The sequence below is a fragment of the Streptomyces sp. NPDC006335 genome (assembly GCF_040612795.1).
Taxonomy (GTDB): Bacteria; Actinomycetota; Actinomycetes; order Streptomycetales; family Streptomycetaceae; genus Streptomyces.
Genome location: NZ_JBEXQX010000002.1, coordinates 24,610 through 41,312, shown reverse-complemented (window position 1 = coordinate 41,312; position 16,703 = coordinate 24,610). Strand labels below are relative to the sequence as shown.

Annotated in this window: 18 protein-coding genes; 10 read left to right on the top strand and 8 right to left on the bottom strand. The window is 69.8% G+C overall.

Annotated features, from left to right (window positions below; genetic code table 11):
- Window positions 1–39: 39 nt before the first annotated feature.
- The 3 genes from ABZ098_RS06050 to ABZ098_RS06040 form a co-directional block, all read right to left on the bottom strand.
- Window positions 40–645, bottom strand: coding sequence for an FMN reductase (locus ABZ098_RS06050; RefSeq protein WP_356587733.1), 606 nt, complete (start codon window positions 643–645; stop codon window positions 40–42).
- Complete coding sequence (locus ABZ098_RS06045) at window positions 642–1,733, bottom strand: LLM class flavin-dependent oxidoreductase (protein ID WP_356587731.1); 1,092 nt, start codon at window positions 1,731–1,733, stop codon at window positions 642–644. The genes ABZ098_RS06050 and ABZ098_RS06045 overlap by 4 nt, the downstream gene beginning before the upstream one ends.
- A 203-nt stretch (window positions 1,734–1,936) precedes the next feature.
- A complete protein-coding gene (locus tag ABZ098_RS06040) occupies window positions 1,937–2,533 on the bottom strand; it encodes a TIGR03086 family metal-binding protein (protein WP_356587729.1) in 597 nt (198 codons plus the stop codon).
- Between the two features lie 76 nt (window positions 2,534–2,609).
- Between ABZ098_RS06040 and ABZ098_RS06035 the strand changes: the two genes are divergently transcribed.
- Window positions 2,610–3,425 (top strand): helix-turn-helix domain-containing protein, encoded by an 816-nt coding sequence (locus ABZ098_RS06035; protein WP_356587727.1) that lies wholly within the window; start codon window positions 2,610–2,612, stop codon window positions 3,423–3,425.
- A gap of 73 nt (window positions 3,426–3,498) precedes the next feature.
- On the opposite strand, the gene ABZ098_RS06030 is transcribed toward ABZ098_RS06035, so the two are convergent.
- Window positions 3,499–4,386 (bottom strand): NADP-dependent oxidoreductase, encoded by an 888-nt coding sequence (locus ABZ098_RS06030; RefSeq protein ID WP_356587725.1) that lies wholly within the window; start codon window positions 4,384–4,386, stop codon window positions 3,499–3,501.
- A 126-nt stretch (window positions 4,387–4,512) separates the two neighbouring features.
- Between ABZ098_RS06030 and ABZ098_RS06025 the strand changes: the two genes are divergently transcribed.
- A complete protein-coding gene (locus ABZ098_RS06025) occupies window positions 4,513–4,914 on the top strand; it encodes a helix-turn-helix domain-containing protein (protein WP_356587723.1) in 402 nt (133 codons plus the stop codon).
- 10 nt (window positions 4,915–4,924) lie between these two features.
- On the opposite strand, the gene ABZ098_RS06020 is transcribed toward ABZ098_RS06025, so the two are convergent.
- Window positions 4,925–5,383: a hypothetical protein gene (locus tag ABZ098_RS06020; protein ID WP_356587721.1), complete on the bottom strand. Its 459-nt coding sequence runs from the start codon at window positions 5,381–5,383 to the stop codon at window positions 4,925–4,927.
- Between the two features lie 130 nt (window positions 5,384–5,513).
- Here ABZ098_RS06020 and ABZ098_RS06015 point away from each other — a divergent pair, with 130 nt between their 5' ends.
- Entirely contained in the window at window positions 5,514–5,849 is a 336-nt protein-coding gene (locus ABZ098_RS06015; protein WP_356587719.1) for a YnfA family protein, read from the top strand.
- A 10-nt stretch (window positions 5,850–5,859) separates the two neighbouring features.
- Here ABZ098_RS06015 and ABZ098_RS06010 read toward each other — a convergent pair whose 3' ends face one another.
- On the bottom strand, window positions 5,860–6,294 hold the full coding sequence (locus ABZ098_RS06010) for a nuclear transport factor 2 family protein (protein ID WP_356587717.1): 435 nt from the start codon (window positions 6,292–6,294) through the stop codon (window positions 5,860–5,862).
- Window positions 6,295–6,428: 134 nt separating this feature from the next.
- On the opposite strand from ABZ098_RS06010, the gene ABZ098_RS06005 reads away from it, so the two are divergent.
- The 3 genes from ABZ098_RS06005 (at window position 6,429) to ABZ098_RS05995 (ending at window position 8,316) form a co-directional block, all read left to right on the top strand.
- The gene (locus ABZ098_RS06005; protein WP_356587715.1) at window positions 6,429–7,205 is read left to right on the top strand and encodes an SDR family NAD(P)-dependent oxidoreductase; all 777 of its coding nucleotides are present in this window, start codon (window positions 6,429–6,431) and stop codon (window positions 7,203–7,205) included.
- Entirely contained in the window at window positions 7,202–7,327 is a 126-nt protein-coding gene (locus ABZ098_RS06000; RefSeq protein WP_260470693.1) for a hypothetical protein, read from the top strand. Before ABZ098_RS06005 ends, ABZ098_RS06000 begins: the two co-directional genes overlap by 4 nt.
- 155 nt (window positions 7,328–7,482) lie before the next feature.
- Window positions 7,483–8,316 (top strand): hypothetical protein, encoded by an 834-nt coding sequence (locus tag ABZ098_RS05995; protein ID WP_356587712.1) that lies wholly within the window; start codon window positions 7,483–7,485, stop codon window positions 8,314–8,316.
- 40 nt (window positions 8,317–8,356) lie between these two features.
- Here ABZ098_RS05995 and ABZ098_RS05990 read toward each other — a convergent pair whose 3' ends face one another.
- A complete protein-coding gene (locus tag ABZ098_RS05990) occupies window positions 8,357–9,550 on the bottom strand; it encodes an RtcB family protein (protein ID WP_356587710.1) in 1,194 nt (397 codons plus the stop codon).
- A 204-nt stretch (window positions 9,551–9,754) separates the two neighbouring features.
- On the opposite strand from ABZ098_RS05990, the gene ABZ098_RS05985 reads away from it, so the two are divergent.
- From ABZ098_RS05985 to ABZ098_RS05975, 3 genes are all read left to right on the top strand, one after another.
- The gene (locus ABZ098_RS05985) at window positions 9,755–10,576 is read left to right on the top strand and encodes a DUF3558 domain-containing protein (RefSeq protein ID WP_356587708.1); all 822 of its coding nucleotides are present in this window, start codon (window positions 9,755–9,757) and stop codon (window positions 10,574–10,576) included.
- 253 nt (window positions 10,577–10,829) lie between these two features.
- Window positions 10,830–11,636: a DUF3558 family protein gene (locus tag ABZ098_RS05980; RefSeq protein WP_356587706.1), complete on the top strand. Its 807-nt coding sequence runs from the start codon at window positions 10,830–10,832 to the stop codon at window positions 11,634–11,636.
- A gap of 104 nt (window positions 11,637–11,740) precedes the next feature.
- Window positions 11,741–12,994: a DUF2637 domain-containing protein gene (locus tag ABZ098_RS05975; protein WP_356587704.1), complete on the top strand. Its 1,254-nt coding sequence runs from the start codon at window positions 11,741–11,743 to the stop codon at window positions 12,992–12,994.
- Between the two features lie 49 nt (window positions 12,995–13,043).
- Here the strand turns inward: ABZ098_RS05975 and lysS are convergent, their stop codons facing one another.
- Entirely contained in the window at window positions 13,044–14,786 is a 1,743-nt protein-coding gene (gene lysS, locus ABZ098_RS05970; protein ID WP_356587702.1) for a lysine--tRNA ligase, read from the bottom strand.
- 148 nt (window positions 14,787–14,934) lie between these two features.
- On the opposite strand from lysS, the gene argS reads away from it, so the two are divergent.
- Window positions 14,935–16,689: an arginine--tRNA ligase gene (argS, locus tag ABZ098_RS05965; protein ID WP_356587700.1), complete on the top strand. Its 1,755-nt coding sequence runs from the start codon at window positions 14,935–14,937 to the stop codon at window positions 16,687–16,689.
- The last annotated feature ends 14 nt before the right edge of the window (window positions 16,690–16,703 follow it).

Genomic DNA, 16,703 nt, shown 5'->3' with positions numbered 1-16,703 from the left:
GTGATGAGCTGCTCACCGGCCGCCCTTCTTACTGGCCTCTCACCCCGTGGGACGCAACGCGGCGAGCCGCTCCTCGAACGGCACCACCGCCGAGAACGCGTCGGCCTCGGGGGTACGCGGCCCGCGCACGGCCGACAGTCCGGCCATCAGCGCGGCCAGTTCCCCGGCCGCCCGCTCGATCCGCCCGTCCAGTCCCTCGGCGCCCCAGTCCTCCGAGGCGGCGTAGACCCCGGTCGGCACGACGACGGCCTTCAGGTAGGCGAAGAGCGGCCGCAGCGCGTGCTCCAGGACCAGCGAGTGCCGGGCGGTGCCGCCGGTCGCGGCGATCAGCACCGGCTTCCCGGCCAGCGCCTCCGGTTCGAGCACGTCGAAGAACGACTTGAAGAGTCCGCTGTACGACGCCGAGAACACCGGGGTCACCACGATCAGCCCGTCGGCTCCGGCCACCGCTTCCTGCGCCGCGGCCAGGGCACGCCCCGGGAAGCCGTTCGTGAGGTTCTGCGCGATCTCCACGGCGAGCTCGCGCACCTCAACGACCTGCGTGTCCACCTCGGCCGTACGCCCCACGGCGGCGGCCAGCCGGTCTCCCAGCAGCCGGGTGGACGAGGGGACGCTCAGCCCCGCGGACACGACGACGAGCTTCATGCGACGACCTCCTTGTTGCGTTCGGCGGCCAGCAGGGACGCGTGAGTGGGAGCCTCGGGGACGTCCGCCGGGCGTGCCGCCGCGAACTCCTTGCGCAGTACCGGGACGACCTCCTCGCCGAGCAGGTCGATCTGCTCCAGGACGGTCTTCAGGGGCAGTCCGGCATGGTCCACCAGGAAGAGCTGGCGCTGGTAGTCCCCGGCGTACTCGCGGAACTTCAGCGTCTTCTCGATGACCTGCTCCGGGGAGCCGACGGTCAGCGGGGTCTGGTCGGTGAAGTCCTCAAGGGAGGGCCCGTGCCCGTACACCGGCGCGACGTCGAAGTACGGCCGGAACTCCTTCACCGCGTCCTGCGAGTTGCGGCGCATGAACACCTGGCCGCCGAGCCCCACGATCGCCTGCTCGGGCGTGCCGTGCCCGTAGTGGGCGTACCGCTGCCGGTACAGCTCGACCATCCGCTTGGTGTGGTCGGCGGGCCAGAAGATGTTGTTGTGGAAGAAGCCGTCGCCGTAGTAGGCGGCCTGCTCGGCGATCTCCGGCGAGCGGATGGAGCCGTGCCAGACGAACGGCGGGACCCCGTCCAGCGGCCGGGGCGTCGAGGTGAACCCCTGGAGCGGGGTGCGGAACTTCCCCTCCCAGTTCACGACGTCCTCGCGCCACAGGCGGCGCAGCAGGGCGTAGTTCTCGATGGCGAGGTTGATGCCCTCCCGGATGTCCTTGCCGAACCAGGGGTAGACCGGCCCGGTGTTCCCGCGCCCCATCATCAGGTCCACGCGCCCGTCGGCCAGGTGCTGGAGCATCGCGAAGTCCTCGGCGATCTTCACCGGGTCGTTGGTGGTGATCAGCGTGGTCGAGGTGGAGAGGACGAGCCTCTCGGTCTGCGCCGCGATGTACCCGAGCATGGTGGTCGGCGACGACGGCACGAACGGCGGGTTGTGGTGCTCACCGGTCGCGAAGACGTCGAGCCCGACCTCCTCCGCCTTCAGCGCGATCGCGACCATGGCCTTGATCCGCTCACGCTCGGTCGGCGTACGGCCGGTCGTCGGGTCCGGCGTGACATCGCCGACGCTGAAGATCCCGAACTGCATGGTCGCTCACCCTCCAGGTTGTTTACGGTTCAACTATAACCGCGTGCCTGGAGAACGAGACCCGCCCCCCACCTATTCCCGACGTCCCGGCCAGGGGCGCGGGGAACTGCGCGACAAGCCCCCACCGGCCCGCAGCCAAAGCACGACTCCCGGCCCCGGCCCCGGCCCCGCCCCCCGACCCCGACCAAGCCACACCCCCCGGCTCAGCCCCGAACAGGGTCCCGCCCCGTCCCCGCCAGCAGCCGCTCGAAGTCCGACGCGCCCTCCGCCACCCCCACCGGCTCCCCGAACACCCCCATCTTCCTGGCCGTGGGCGCCAGCTGGGCCACCGCACCCGTCAGCTCCTCCGTGACCGCCTCATCGGGCGCCCCGTACTCCTGCCCCGTCGCCCGCGCCAGATCCCACGCATGCACGGTCAGGTCGAGCAGCGCCATGGAGCCGACCAGCCGCGCCGGCATGTCCATCGCCCCGGTCGTCCCCTCCTCCGCACCGGGCGCGGACCAGGCCGACACCAGCCGGTCCGCCTCCGCAGCGAACCGCTCCCGCCAGTCCGGCCCCTCCGCCACCCGGTCGGCGGCCACCTCGCCGAAGTCCGACGGCTCCTTCGCCGCCAGCCGCTGGAACTGCGCGATCACCTGGAACAGATGATTGACGAGCTCCTTCACGTCGCACTCCGCACAGGGCGTGGCCGCCCCGAGCGCCGCGTCCGGGATCCCCCGGACCACCGGGACGGCCCGCTCCCGCGCCATCCCCAGCAGCTCACCGATGCCGTACGTCTTCTTCGCCGCGTTCGTGTCCATGCCCCGACCGTACGAAGCCCCCCGCCCCTGCTTCTTGAAGAAACGCGACGCCCGGCCCCGGACGTACGATCCCCTCATGGCCGCCCCCCGCCGCGACACCCGCGGGATCGTCGACCCGGCCGGGCTGCTGACCCGGGTGAGGTTCCGCCGCCACGAGCCCGCCGAGCCGCTGCGCCGGTACGTCGAGCGGTACTGGTTCATCGACTGGGACCTGCCCGAGCCCTACGTCTCCCACGTCGTCCCGCACCCGTCCGTCCACCTCACCTTCCAGCAGGACGAGGGCGCGCCCTACGCGGAGCTGACCGGCATCCCCCGCGGCCTCTACACCAGGAGGCTCACCGGCCGGGGCCGGGTCTGCGGGGTGAAGTTCCGCCCCGGCGGCTTCCGGCCGTACGCCCCCGAACACCCGGTCTCCCACTGGACGGGCCGGGTGCTGCCGGCCCGGGAGGTGTTCCCGCGGATCACGGAGGACACCGCCGGTTCCGTCGTGGCCCCCGCCACCGACGAGGCCCGCGTCGCCGCGCTCGACGCCTTCCTGCTCCCCCTCGCCCCCGCCGCCCCCGACCCGCGGGCCGACCTCGCCACGGCCCTCGCCGACCGGGCCCGCGACGACCGCGCCGTCCGCCGCGTCGACGACCTCGCCGCCACGGCCGGACTCTCGGTACGGGCACTGCAACGGCTTTTCTCGGCGTACGTCGGGGTACGACCGAAGTGGGTCATCCTGCGCTACCGCATCCACGAGGCCCTGGAGCTCGCGGGCACCCGGGGCGAGGTCGCCTGGGCCGCCCTCGCCGCCGACCTCGGCTACGCCGACCAGGCCCACCTGGTCCGGGACTTCACGGCGACGGTCGGGGTCCCGCCGACGGCGTACGCACTGGCGGCCGCGGGCTGACCCGGAGCCCGACCGCGGAACATGCTGCCGGGCCGCACCCGGCCAAGGGCCCTCGCCCGTCCGGCCGAAGGCGCTACGGCACCAGCACGAGCCGCCCCCGCACCCCGCCCTCCTCGAGCCGGGCGTGCGCCTTGGACACCGAGTCCAGGGCGTACGTGTCGGCCACCCGGAGCGTCAGCGCCCCCTCGTCCACCAGCCCCGCCAGCTCGGCGAGCCGCGCCCCGTCCGCGTTCACCGCGACGGACGCCGTCCGCACCCCGCGCACCGACCCGGGATGGGCCCCGGGCCGTACGCCGACATAGGCACCCCCGTCCCGCACCCCCTCCAGCGCCGCCTCAGCGAGCACCGCCGCGTCCAGCACGGCGTCGAAGGCCCCGGCGGCGACGGTGGTCGTGAACCCGGCGGCCCCCAGGGACCGTACGAACTCCTCGTCGCCCTCCCGGGCCAGCCCGGTCACCGACACCCCCCGATGCGCGGCGAGTTGGACCGCGAACCCGCCGACGGCCCCCGCCGCCCCGGTGACCAGCAACGACTGCCCCTCGGTCAACTCCAGCAGATCCAGGGCCTGTACGGCCGTCAGCGCGTTCAGCGGCAGCGTCGCCGCGTGCACCGCGTCGACCGTGACCGGCGCCTTGGCCACCGCGTCCGTGTCCACGACGACGTACTCGGCGTGCGTGCCCAACGCCTTCGCCACACCGCCGTGCAGCGCCACCACCTGGTCGCCGACACTCCACACCGTCGCGACGCCCACCGCGTCCACGGTTCCCGCGACGTCCCAGCCGAGGCCGACCTGCTTGCCCGCCCCGCCGAAGAAACCGGCCCGGACACCCAGGTCCACCGGGTTCAGCGCGGCACCGGCGACCTTGATCCGTATCTGCCGGGCTCCCGGCTCGGGCAGTTCGCTCTCCACCACCTCCACGCTCTCGGGCCCGCCGAAGGTCCTCACCACAGCAGCACGCATGACTGAACACTCCCCATCGGTCATTGTTCGCTCCGGTATCCCTGTCGCTGGCAACAACCCTAGGAAGAGCTACTATCCATCAGTAAGTAGTTACCTGAAGGTGCGTACATACCCCGGAGGTGAGCCATGCCGACCATGACGGCGGCCCAGCGGCGCGAGCAGGCACGCGTGGAGTACGACGCGTTCGTCAGGGGCTGCCCCACCAACCAGCTCCTGGACCGGCTCAGCGACAAGTGGGTCAGCCTCGTCGTCTCGGCCCTCTCCGCCGGCCCGATGCGCTACAGCGACCTCAGCCGCAAGATCGCCGGCGTCAGCCCCAAGATGCTCACCCAGACCCTGCGCGCCCTGGAGCGCGACGGCATCCTGACCCGCACGGTCACCCCGTCGGTCCCGGTCCGCGTCGACTACGCCCTCACGCCCCTGGGCAGCAGCCTGGCCGGCCTGCTCACCGCGGTGAAGGCGTGGGCGGAGACCCACATCGAGGAAGTCCACGAGGCGCGGGAACGCTACGACGGCGCGAGCGACTGAGCACGGCCCGTCAGAAGTAGTACTCGTCCCCGCTGTCCAGGACCAGCACCCGCTGCCGGTCGTTCTCCCGGTTCCGGTCCACCGTGCCGCCGTTCCACACCGTGTCGATCTCCAGCAGCACCTCCGACGGCACCCCCCGCAACCGCACCCGCAGCTCGACCCGCTCCCCCATCGCGTCCGCCGCCAGCGCCCCCACCCGGCACAGCACCACCCGCTCCTCCGAGCGCGCACACCCCTGCGGCAACGTCTGCTCGTTCACGAGCGGCTCGGACCACCGCAGCCGTACGGTCGCGTCCGGCACCGCGGCAGGACCGTGATTGCGCGGCGTGAACCGCACGTCCACCCGCCCGCCCGCCATGGACGCGGCCCCGTGATACGCCAGATCCGCCTCGGGCCCGCCCACGGCGACCGCGGTCCCCCCGCCCACCAGCGCCACCAGCACCGCACCCCACACCGCAAGCACCCGCATGCCACCCACTCCTCGCTCCAGCCGCCCGAACCGCCGCGGTCGCAGGGATGTATCCCACGTACGGCGAACGGCAGGCGCCCTCCATCAGGTGACGCGGGCCCCGCCGGACCGGCGTGCGAAGCTGGCCCACATGCTCGTAGCCCGCTCCGCCGCCCTGTTCGTCGTGGCCGCCCTCTTCGAGATCGGCGGCGCCTGGCTGGTCTGGCAGGGCGTACGGGAGCACCGCGGCTGGATGTGGACCGCGGGCGGCATCCTCGCCCTGGGCGCCTACGGCTTCGTCGCCACCTTCCAGCCCGACGCCCACTTCGGCCGCATCCTCGCCGCGTACGGCGGCATCTTCGTGGCCGGCTCGATCCTGTGGGGCATGGCGGCGGACGGCTACCGCCCCGACCGCTGGGACATCGCGGGCGCGCTGATCTGCCTCGCGGGCATGGCGGTGATCATGTACGCGCCGCGAGGCGAGTGAACGGCCGTACTCAGGACGTCGCGTCGTCGGGCAGCAGGCCGAGCTGCCCCAGGAACTCCATCTCGTCGAAGTAGAGCCGGTAGTCCACGATCCGGCCGTCCCGCACCGTGGCGATGTCGACCCCGCGGATGCTGATCTCCTTCTGCGTCGCCGGGAGCGTCTCCCCGGTGGGGAGCTGGATCGGCCCGGTGTTGCGCCCGCTGAAGATGCCCTCGTCGATGGCCGTGTCCCCGGCCTCGTAGGCGTGCTTCGTCTCGAACCTGCCGTCCGGCACCGCCTCCGTCATCTGCCGCCAGTACGCGACGATGTTGTCGCGCCCGTGGATCTCCCCCTCGTCGGGGGTGACGGCCACCGCGTCCTCCGCGTACAGCTCGGCGATGACCTTCAGATCCGGGTGCGTGACCGCATCGGTGAGCCGGTCCATGACCTCACGCGCTTCTCCCATGGTCCACCTCCGTGTGTCAGAGGATCACCCACCTCATTTTCTCACCGGCCCGCGATCCGGACCGCCCGGAGCGGCAGCCCGCGGCCGACCTATCCTGACGGGAGCCCGTACCCCCGCACGCCCGAGGAGCAGCCATGGCATCCGCCGCCCCGTCCCCCGCGTCCCGGATCGCGATCGTCACGGGGGCGAGCAGCGGAATCGGTGCGGCGACGGCCCGCCGGCTCGCCGCGGCCGGGTACCGCGTCGTCCTGACCGCCCGCCGCAAGGACCGTATCGAGGCGCTCGCGGAGGAGATCAACGCGGCCGGCCACCAGGCCACGGCCTACCAGCTGGACGTGACGGACCGCGAGGCCGTCGACGAGTTCGCGACGGCCTTCAAGACGGTCGGTGTCCTCGTCAACAACGCCGGCGGAGCCCTCGGCGCCGACCCCGTCGCCACCGGCGACCCCGCCGACTGGCGCTCGATGTACGAGACCAACGTCATCGGCACCCTGAACCTCACCCAGGCCCTGCTGCCCAAGCTCGACGCGAGCGGCGACGGCACGATCGTCGTCGTCTCCTCCACGGCGGGCCACGGCACCTACGAGGGCGGCGGAGGCTATGTCGCCGCCAAGCACGGCGCCCACGTCCTCGCCGAGACCCTGCGCCTGGAGATCGTCGGCCGCCCGGTCCGCGTGATCGAGATCGCGCCCGGCATGGTCAAGACCGACGAGTTCGCCCTGACCCGCTTCGGCGGCGACCGGGAGAAGGCGGAGAAGGTCTACCAGGGCGTCGCCGAGCCCCTCACCGCCGACGACGTCGCCGACACCATCACCTGGGCGGTCACCCGCCCCAGCCACGTCAACGTCGACCTCCTGGTCCTGCGCCCCCGCGCCCAGGCCTCCAACACCAAGGTCCACCGAGACCTGTGACCCGAGACCAGAAGGACCCCCACGACGAACGCCACATGTGGTGGTGGCTCGCCTACTTCCTCTTCGGCATCCACATCGTGGCGTTCGTCATGATCTACGCGGTGACCCACGCCCCGAAGTGAGCGCGGCAGATCACCCACAGGGATGAACCTCTTCGATCACCTGAACACCCCCTGAACTGGCGACCTAGGCTCACGCCACCACATCAACACGACGGCCCTCGACCGGGATGCCACCCAGTCGAGGGCCTGTCCAGCAAGGAAGTAGCGGCTTCCCTGTGGCCGAACGCGAGCCTAACGCTCCCCAGTTCATGGACCTGACGGTCCCCGAGTACGCGTACATGTTCGGGTTCTTGCAGGCGGATGGGCATCTCCATAGACAGTCCCGGCAACGGGGACGGTTGACTGTCGAGATCACCGCACGGGATATCGATCTCCTGCGCAGGTTCCAGAAGCTGACGCCGTACAACAGCAGCATCACCGAGCGCACACGATCCACGAACTTCTCCGAGCGCGCTCACTCGGCGATTTGGACCCTGTGCTCCCTCAAAGCAAGGACCAAGCTCAATGAGCTCGGCCTTCCCTACGGCCGCAAGTCCAAGACGATCGCCCCACCGCTCGCTGAATTCTCTCGGCGCGACTACCTTCGCGGAGTCATCGACGCCGACGGCTCAGTCGGCTACACCAGCAAGGGATTCCCCTTCGTCTCCCTCACCACGGCCAGTACCGCCATTGGTACTTACCTGTGTCAGTTTGCCCAGCAGTTGACCGGGGCCGAGCGCAGCATGAAGCGCAATACCCGGGACGCCGTCTACAACATCCTCTACATGATGGAAGTGGCACAGAAGTTGGCGGCCGATCTCTACTACCCGGGCTGTCTGTCCCTGGAGCGTAAGCTCAGGGCAGCCGACTCCCTCGTCGCTTGGGCGCGTCCTGCCAGTATGCGGAACGCGTACACCCAGCGTCGGTGGACCGAGGGGGAAGACCGGATGTTGCTGGAGCTCAACAGCCCCAAAGCGGCGGCAGAAACGCTCGCCAGAACTACTCAGAGCTGCAGCCTACGCCTCTGGCGCCTACGCACCGGCCAGGTTCCCCGCCCATCTGATCAGTGACAAACAGGCCGAGGCCCCGGCGTTCCCGTGGCCTCGGCCGTCACCCTTTGACACAGATGAACTGCTTCAGCTTCGCCACGACCTCGACAAGATCACGCTGCTGCTCCATCACCTGGTCGATGTTCTTGTAGGCCCCCGGAATCTCGTCCACCACGCCGGAGTCCTTACGGCACTCCACGCCTCGCGTCTGCTCCTCCAGATCCCGTGTTGAGAAGCGCCGCTTGGCCGCGTTGCGGCTCATGCGCCGGCCCGCGCCGTGCGAGGCCGAGTTGAAAGCCTTCTCGTTACCGAGGCCCTTCACGATGTACGTTGCCGTGCCCATCGACCCGGGAATGATTCCCAGATCACCTGAACCCGCCCTGATCGCACCCTTGCGTGTCACCAACAGGTCCATGCCCTCGTAGCGTTCCTCCGCCACATAGTTGTGGTGACAGCTGACCTCCATCTCGAAGGTCGGCTTCGCCTTCTTGAACTCCTTCCGGATCACGTCCTTGAGAAGCGCCATCATGATCGACCGGTTGTACTTCGCGTACTCCTGCGCCCAGTAAAGGTCATTTCTGTACGCAGCCATCTGCGGGGTGTCCGAGACGAAGACTGCGAGGTCACGGTCGACGAGGCCCTGGTTGTGCGGGAGCTTCTGAGCCACACCGATGTAGTGCTCGGCCAGTTCCTTGCCGATGTTCCGGGAGCCGGAGTGCAGCGTGAGCCACACCGAACCCTCCGTATCGAACGAGACCTCCAGGTGGTGGTTGCCGCTGCCGAGCGTCCCCATCTGCTTGGCCGCCCGCTCCTCACGGAACTTAACCGCCTCCGCAACCCCGTCGAACCGCCCCCAGAAGTCGTCCCACCCCGCGGTGGCGAGCCCATGGAACCGGCCCGGCTCGACGGGACTGTCATGCATCCCCCGTCCCACCGGAATGGCCTGTTCGATCTTCGACCGCAGCCGGGACAGGTCCCCCGGCAGGTCGTTCGCCGTGAGGGACGTCCTGACCGCCGACATCCCGCAGCCGATGTCCACGCCCACCGCCGCCGGGCACACCGCACCCTGCATCGCGATGACCGAGCCCACCGTCGCACCCTTGCCGTAGTGGACGTCCGGCATCACGGCGAGGCCCTTGATCCACGGCAGGGTGGCCACGTTCCGCAGCTGCTGGAGCGCCACGTCCTCCACCGTCGCCGGGTCGGTCCACATACGGATCGGGACCTTCGCGCCCGGCATCTCCACGTACGACATATCGTCCTCATTCCCCCGGAAAACCAACAGAAGTCTTGAATCGCAAAACCGGTGCCAAGGTCGACGTATGGGATGACGGACCGGCGTCCACGGCAGTGCGTGCGATACACATTGTCTGCCGGGGACGCCCCCGTGCGGCAAGCGAATAACCTGCGGGGAAGCTGAGATCCCCACGAGCCGGAGACATTCCGAGAGGAGCCCACCGTGCAGCGGAAGGCCTACGTACCCGGCGTCGCCGCTCTCCTCGCGGCGCTGCTGGCCGGCTGCACCGGCAGCTCCGGTGACGACGGCACGACCGACAACGCCAACCCCGGCGACGCCGGCACCGCCTCCGTCGTCGCCCAGCCCGGCAAGTACCGCACCCTCCCCGAGGCCTGTGGCGTGGTCAGTCAGAGCACCCTCGACGCGCTTCTGCCCGGCATCCAGCAGATCGCCGACGCGGACCAGCGCGCCAAGGCCTACGAGGGCGACGCCACGCTCACCTACGACACGGACCGCAAGGTCGGCTGCCGTTGGAAGGTGGAGGCCACGGACGCCACCGAGTACCTGTCGGTCGACTTCGAGCGGGTGGTGTCCTACGACAACGCGGTCAGCGACGACACCGAGGCGCAGCAGCTCTTCGCGCAGACCCAGGAGAAGGCCGATCTGCCGGCGGCGGCGACAGCGACGGCCAGTGCCACGTCGGACGTGGCGGAGAGCGGGACCGCCAGTCCCACGGGCTCCCCTTCGGCCACCCCGAGCGGTTCCGCGAGCCCGAGCGGTTCGGCCTCCGCCACCCCCTCCGATCTCCAGCCCCGCCTCCTGGACGATCTGGGCGACGAGGCGTTCCTGAACGACGTGTTGGGCAACTCCGGTTCGACGGCCCAGCAGCGCAAGGTGACTGTGGCGTTCCGCACGTCCAACGTGATCGTGACCATCGAGTACGAGGAGCAGCCGACGACGATCGGCGTCACCCCGGACAGCAAGGAAATGCAGGACAACGCCCGGAAACTGGCCTCTCAGCTCGCCGGGTCGCTGTCCGGCTGAGTGCTCTCCACACACCCCTCACCCGTGCGCACAAAGCCTTCGATGCCGGCCCGCACGGCATCCTTACCGCGTACCGTGGCCCCTCGGACCCGATCCGACGGCAGGAACCACAAGCGTCATGAGTGAAGGAACCATGCAGCGACGAGCAGAGCGTGACCAGGGTGGCCTGGGGGCCCCTCCCACGTCTTTCGGGCAGTGGGGGAGAGCGAAGCGTCTTCACCGCGTCCTTGTCTGCGCGGCCGCAGTCCCGGTGATGCTGATCGCCGCCGGCTGCTCCTCCGACTCCGGCAGCGACAGCGGTGGCTCCGACAGTGCCAAGGGCGCGGACAGCGCCGCCTCGACGTCGCCCTCGGAGAGCGCGGCGCCGACGGTGCAGGCGGCGGCGTACAAGTCGCTTCCCGAGTCGTGCGAGGTGCTGTCGTCGAAGACGCTGAAGTCGCTGGTCCCGGAGGCCTCGAGGGCGGGCAAGAAGGGCACGTCCGAGGCGGGTACGCGCGGCAGTTGCTCCTGGAGCAGCCTCGACAACAACGGTGTGAAGGGCTCCCAGTTCCGCTGGCTGAACGTCTCGCTGCTGCGGTTCGAGTCGGACACCTCGCGCGGTACGGGTGAGGCGCAGGCGCAGAAGTACTACGAGCAGCAGATCCAGGACGCGCAGTCGGTGGCCGGTGCGAAGAACGCCAAGTCGCAGCCGGTGTCCGGGACGGGTGACGCGGCGACGCTGGTGCGGTACGACCTGAAGAAGAAGGAAGGCGCCTTCAAGCAGCAGACGGTCGTCACGCGCGTGGAGAACGTCGTCGTCACCGTCGACTACAACGGCGCGGGTCTGGCCGGAGACAAGGCGCCGAGCGCGGACACGCTCGGGAAGCTCGCGGAGAAGGCCGCCAAGGAGGCGGTGGCCGCGGTGTCGGCGGCGAACGGCGAGGGTGCGGCGAACCCGGCCCCCTCGGACGCGCCGTCGGGTTCGAAGGCCCCGTCGAAGTCCGCGTCACCGTCCCCCTCCGCGTCGAAGTCGGCGTCGAAGTCGGCATCTCCGTCCAAGTCGGCCGCGAAGTCGGGCTGAGGAAGAGCTGACGGCCCGTACCGGCCATTCGTGCGCAGCACACATGTGCCACTCTGTTGCGCGCAACAACAGGTACAGGGAGGGGAGTACGGGTGTCCGCGCCCATGCAGTTGACTCGAACGCACCGCGTGCTCATAGGCGTGGTCGTGTTCGGCGCCGTGATCATCGCCGGCATCGGCTTCGCGGGGTCGTACGCGGCCGTCCGTGAACTCGCCATCCAAAAGGGCTTCGGGAACTTCAGTTACGTGTTCCCGATCGGCATCGACGCGGGCATCTGCGTCCTGCTGGCCCTGGACCTGCTCCTGACGTGGATCCGCATCCCGTTCCCGCTGCTGCGCCAGACGGCGTGGCTGCTGACGGCCGCCACGATCGCGTTCAACGGCGCGGCGGCCTGGCCGGATCCGCTGGGCGTGGGCATGCACGCGGTGATCCCGGTCCTGTTCGTGGTGGCGGTGGAGGCAGCCCGGCACGCGATCGGCCGTATCGCGGACATCACGGCGGACAAGCACATGGAGGGGGTCCGCCTCACCCGCTGGCTCCTGTCCCCCGTCCCGACGTTCCTGCTGTGGCGCCGGATGAAGCTGTGGGAGCTGCGCTCCTACGAGCAGGTCATCAAGCTGGAACAGGAACGTCTCGTCTACCGCGCCCGTCTCCACTCCCGCTTCGGCCGGGCCTGGCGCCGCAAGGCACCGGTGGAGTCCCTGATGCCGCTCCGTCTGGCGAGGTACGGGGTTCCGCTGGCGGAGACGGCCCCGGCGGGCCTGGCGGCGGCGGGCATCGAGCCGGTCCTGCTGCCTCCGGCTCCGGAGCCCGCCGAACTCCCCGCGGCCGTCCCTGCCGTAGCGGCGGACAGTCGTCCCGCGGTGGCGGCTCCCGCCCCGCCGCAGGCCGCCCCCCAGCCTGAGCCGGAGCCCGAACCCGAGCAGAGCCCGTGGTTCGAGACTCCCAAGCAGGTCGAGTACCAGGGCGGCTACAACCCCGACTACGACCCCGCGGAGCAGTACAACCGCTGGTACGAGGAGCAGTTGGAAGCCGAGCAGTACGAGCTCCAGCAGATCCAGTACGAGGAGCCTCCCCAGGAACCCTCGATGGAGGAGACCGGCAGCTTCCCCATCCCCGTGACCACCGGCCGCACCCGCGAGCTGGGCGAGGGCGGCGGCACCCCCGAACCGACGGAGGAAGACTTCTACCAGGTCTTCAAGAAGTCGATAGACGGCAGCTATCCCTCCCCCGGCCAGCTCAGGGGCGACGTGGAGGCGACGTACGGCGTCGTGCTCTCACAGCGGGACGCCGAGCGCATGGTCAACCGCTTCACCAACCGCCACACGGCGGAACTCCAGGAAGACCACATCGCATGAGACACGGAGAAGGGGCCCTCCATACCGGAGGGCCCCTTCGTCGTACCGCCTACTCCCCGAGCAGCGCCCGGACCCGCTCCTGTCCCACGGCCAGCAGCAGGGTGGGCAGCCGGGGCCCGGTGTCCCGGGAGACCAGCAGCCGGTACAGCAGGGCGAAGAACGTCCGCTGGGCGGTCTTGATCTCGGCGGGCAGTTCCTTGGGCGTGGCGTCCGCGGAGAACCCGGCCTGCACCTTGGGCACGCCGTACACGAGGTGGGTGAGCCCGTCGAGCGACCAGTGCGAGGCCAGTCCGTCGAGGAGCAGCCGCAGGGACTGCTGGGAGGCCTCGTCGAGGGACTTCAGCAGTTCGGCGTCGGGCTCGTCGCGCACGATGGTCCGCTGGTCGGCGGGCACCTGGGTGTTGATCCAGGCCTCGGCCTTGTCGTACCGGGGCCGGGCCTCGTCCAGCGCGGAGAGCGGGTTGTCGGGGTCCAGCTCGCTGAGGATCCGCAGTGCCTGGTCCTCGTGCCCGGCGGTGATGTCGGCGACGGACGCGAGGGTCCGGTACGGCAGCGGGCGCGCCGTGCGGGGCAGCTCCCCGCCGGCCGTGCGCACCGCGCGGGAGTGCGCGGCGACGTCGGCCGGGAGCGCGGTGCCGTCGGCGACCTTGGCGTCCAGCTTGTCCCACTCGTCGTAGAGCCGCTGGATCTCCTGGTCGAAGGCGATCTTGAAGGACTGGTTGGGCCGGCGGCGGGCGTAGAGCCAGCGCAGGAGCTGCGGCTCCATGATCTTCAGCGCGTCACCGGGGGTCGGGACGCCGCCCCTGGACGACGACATCTTCGCCATCCCGGAGATGCCGACGAAGGCGTACATCGGTCCGATGGGCTGCTTCCCGCCGAAGATCCCGACGATCTGCCCGCCGACCTGGAAGGAGGATCCGGGGGACGAGTGGTCGACCCCGCTGGGCTCGAAGACGACGCCCTCGTACGCCCACCGCATCGGCCAGTCGACCTTCCAGACGAGCTTGCCGCGGTTGAACTCGTTCAGCCGGACGGTCTCGGCGAACCCGCAGGCGGTGCAGGTGTACGACAGCTCGGTGGTGCCGTCGTCGTAGGAGGTGACGGTGGTGAGGTCCTTCTCGCAGTTGCCGCAGTAGGGCTTGTACGGGAAGTACCCGGCGGATCCGGAGGACCCGTCGTCCTCGGCGGCCGCGCCGGACCCTTCGGCGGCCTCCAGCTCGGCCTCGTCGACGGCCTTCTGCTGCTGCTTCTTGGCCGGGGCCTTCTTCGTCCGGTACTGGTCGAGGATCGCGTCGATGTCCCCGCGGTGCGCCATGGCGTGCAGGATCTGCTCGCGGTAGACGCCCGAGGTGTACTGCGCGGTCTGGCTGATCCCGTCGAACTCGACGCCGAGCTCGGCGAGCGCCTCGACCATGGCGGCCTTGAAGTGCTCGGCCCAGTTCGGGTGCGCGGACCCCTTCGGCGCGGGCACGGAGGTCAGGGGCTTGCCGATGTGCTCGGCCCACGACTCGTCGACCCCGGCGACTCCGGCCGGCACCTTGCGGTAGCGGTCGTAGTCGTCCCAGGAGATGAGGTGGCGCACCTGGTGTCCGCGGCGGCGGATCTCGTCGGCGACGAGGTGCGGGGTCATGACCTCGCGGAGGTTCCCCAGGTGGATCGGTCCCGAGGGGGACAGCCCGGACGCGACGACGACCGGTTTGCCCGGGGCCCGACGCTCCGACTCCTCGATGACCTCATCCGCGAAACGGGAGACCCAGTCGGTGGTCTCAGCGCTCTGACCCACGATCGGCACGTCCTCTTTTACAGAAGTACTGGAGTACTGAAGGCTTGATGGACGTTTCATTCTCCCAGACCGGACCGCGCCGAAGAAAACCGCTTTACCCCCCATGGGATACTGACGGTGTCTATCTGATCCCCCGAGGAGAACGGCACCCACTCCCATGGCCCCGGTCACGTCCCTCAGCGACTCCGTCAACCAGCAGCTCGGCTCCGCGATCTCCGCCTCCTTGCCGGAGGCCTCCGCGGACCCCCTGCTGCGACGCAGCGACCGGGCCGACTTCCAGGCGAACGGCATCCTGGCGCTCGCCAAGAAGGCGAAGGCGAACCCGCGGGACCTGGCGGCGCAGGTCGTGTCCCGGATCGTCACCGGTGACGTGATCAAGGACATCGAGGTCTCCGGGCCCGGCTTCCTGAACGTGACGCTCACCGACAGGGCGATCACGGAGAACCTGGCCGCCCGGTACGAGGACGGCGACCGTCTCGGTGTACCGCTCAAGGACGAGCCCGGCGTCACGGTGATCGACTACGCCCAGCCGAACGTGGCGAAGGAGATGCACGTCGGCCACCTGCGGTCCGCGGTGATCGGTGACGCGTTGCGGAGCATGCTCGACTTCACCGGTGAGCGGACGATCGGCCGGCACCACATCGGCGACTGGGGCACCCAGTTCGGCATGCTCATCCAGTACCTGATCGAGAACCCCGGCGAGCTGGCCCCCGCGGACCAGGTCGACGGCGAGCAGGCCATGTCGAACCTGAACCGGGTCTACAAGGCGTCCCGTGTGGTCTTCGACTCCGACGAGGAGTTCAAGGAGCGGGCGCGGAAGCGGGTCGTGGCCCTCCAGTCCGGCGACAAGGAGACGCTCGACCTCTGGCAGCAGTTCGTGGACGAGTCGAAGGTCTACTTCTACTCGGTCTTCGAGAAGCTGGACATGGAGATCCGCGACGACGAGATCGTCGGCGAGTCGGCGTACAACGACGGCATGCCGGAGACCGCCCGCCTCCTGGAGGAGATGGGCGTCGCGGTGCGCTCCGAGGGCGCGCTGGTCGTCTTCTTCGACGAGATCCGCGGCAAGGACGACCAGCCGGTCCCGCTGATCGTGCAGAAGGCGGACGGTGGCTTCGGCTACGCCGCCTCCGACCTCACGGCGATCAGGAACCGGGTCACCGACCTCCACGCGAACTCGCTCCTGTACGTCGTCGACGTCCGCCAGTCCCTGCACTTCAAGATGGTCTTCGAGGCGGCCCGGCGAGCGGGCTGGCTGACCGACGAGGTCACCGCGCACAACATGGGCTACGGCACGGTGCTCGGCGCGGACGGCAAGCCCTTCAAGACGCGTGAGGGCGAGACCGTGAAGCTGGAGGACCTGCTGGACGAGGCGGTGCAGCGGGCGGCGGAGGTCGTACGCGAAAAGGCACTGGACCTCACCGAGGACGAGATCCAGGAGCGGGCGGCGCAGGTGGGCATCGGCGCGGTGAAGTACGCCGACCTGTCCACCTCCCCCAGCCGCGACTACAAGTTCGACCTGGACCAGATGGTCTCGCTGAACGGTGACACGTCCGTGTACCTCCAGTACGCGTACGCCCGTATCCGGTCCATCCTGCGCAAGGCGGGAGAGGTACGGCCGACCGCCCACCCGGAGCTCGAACTGGCCGAGGCGGAGCGGGCGATGGGCCTGCACCTGGACGCGTTCGGCGACACCGTCTTCGAGGCCGCCGCGGAGTACGCCCCCCACAAGCTGGCGGCGTACCTCTACCAGCTGGCCTCCCTGTACACGTCGTTCTACGACAAGTGCCCGGTGATCAAGGCCGACACCCCGGCCCAGGTCGAGAACCGCCTGTTCCTGTGCGACCTCACGGCCCGCACCCTGCACCAGGGCATGGCCCTGCTCGGCATCAGGACCCCCGAGCGCCTCTGACCGTCCCGCAGGCG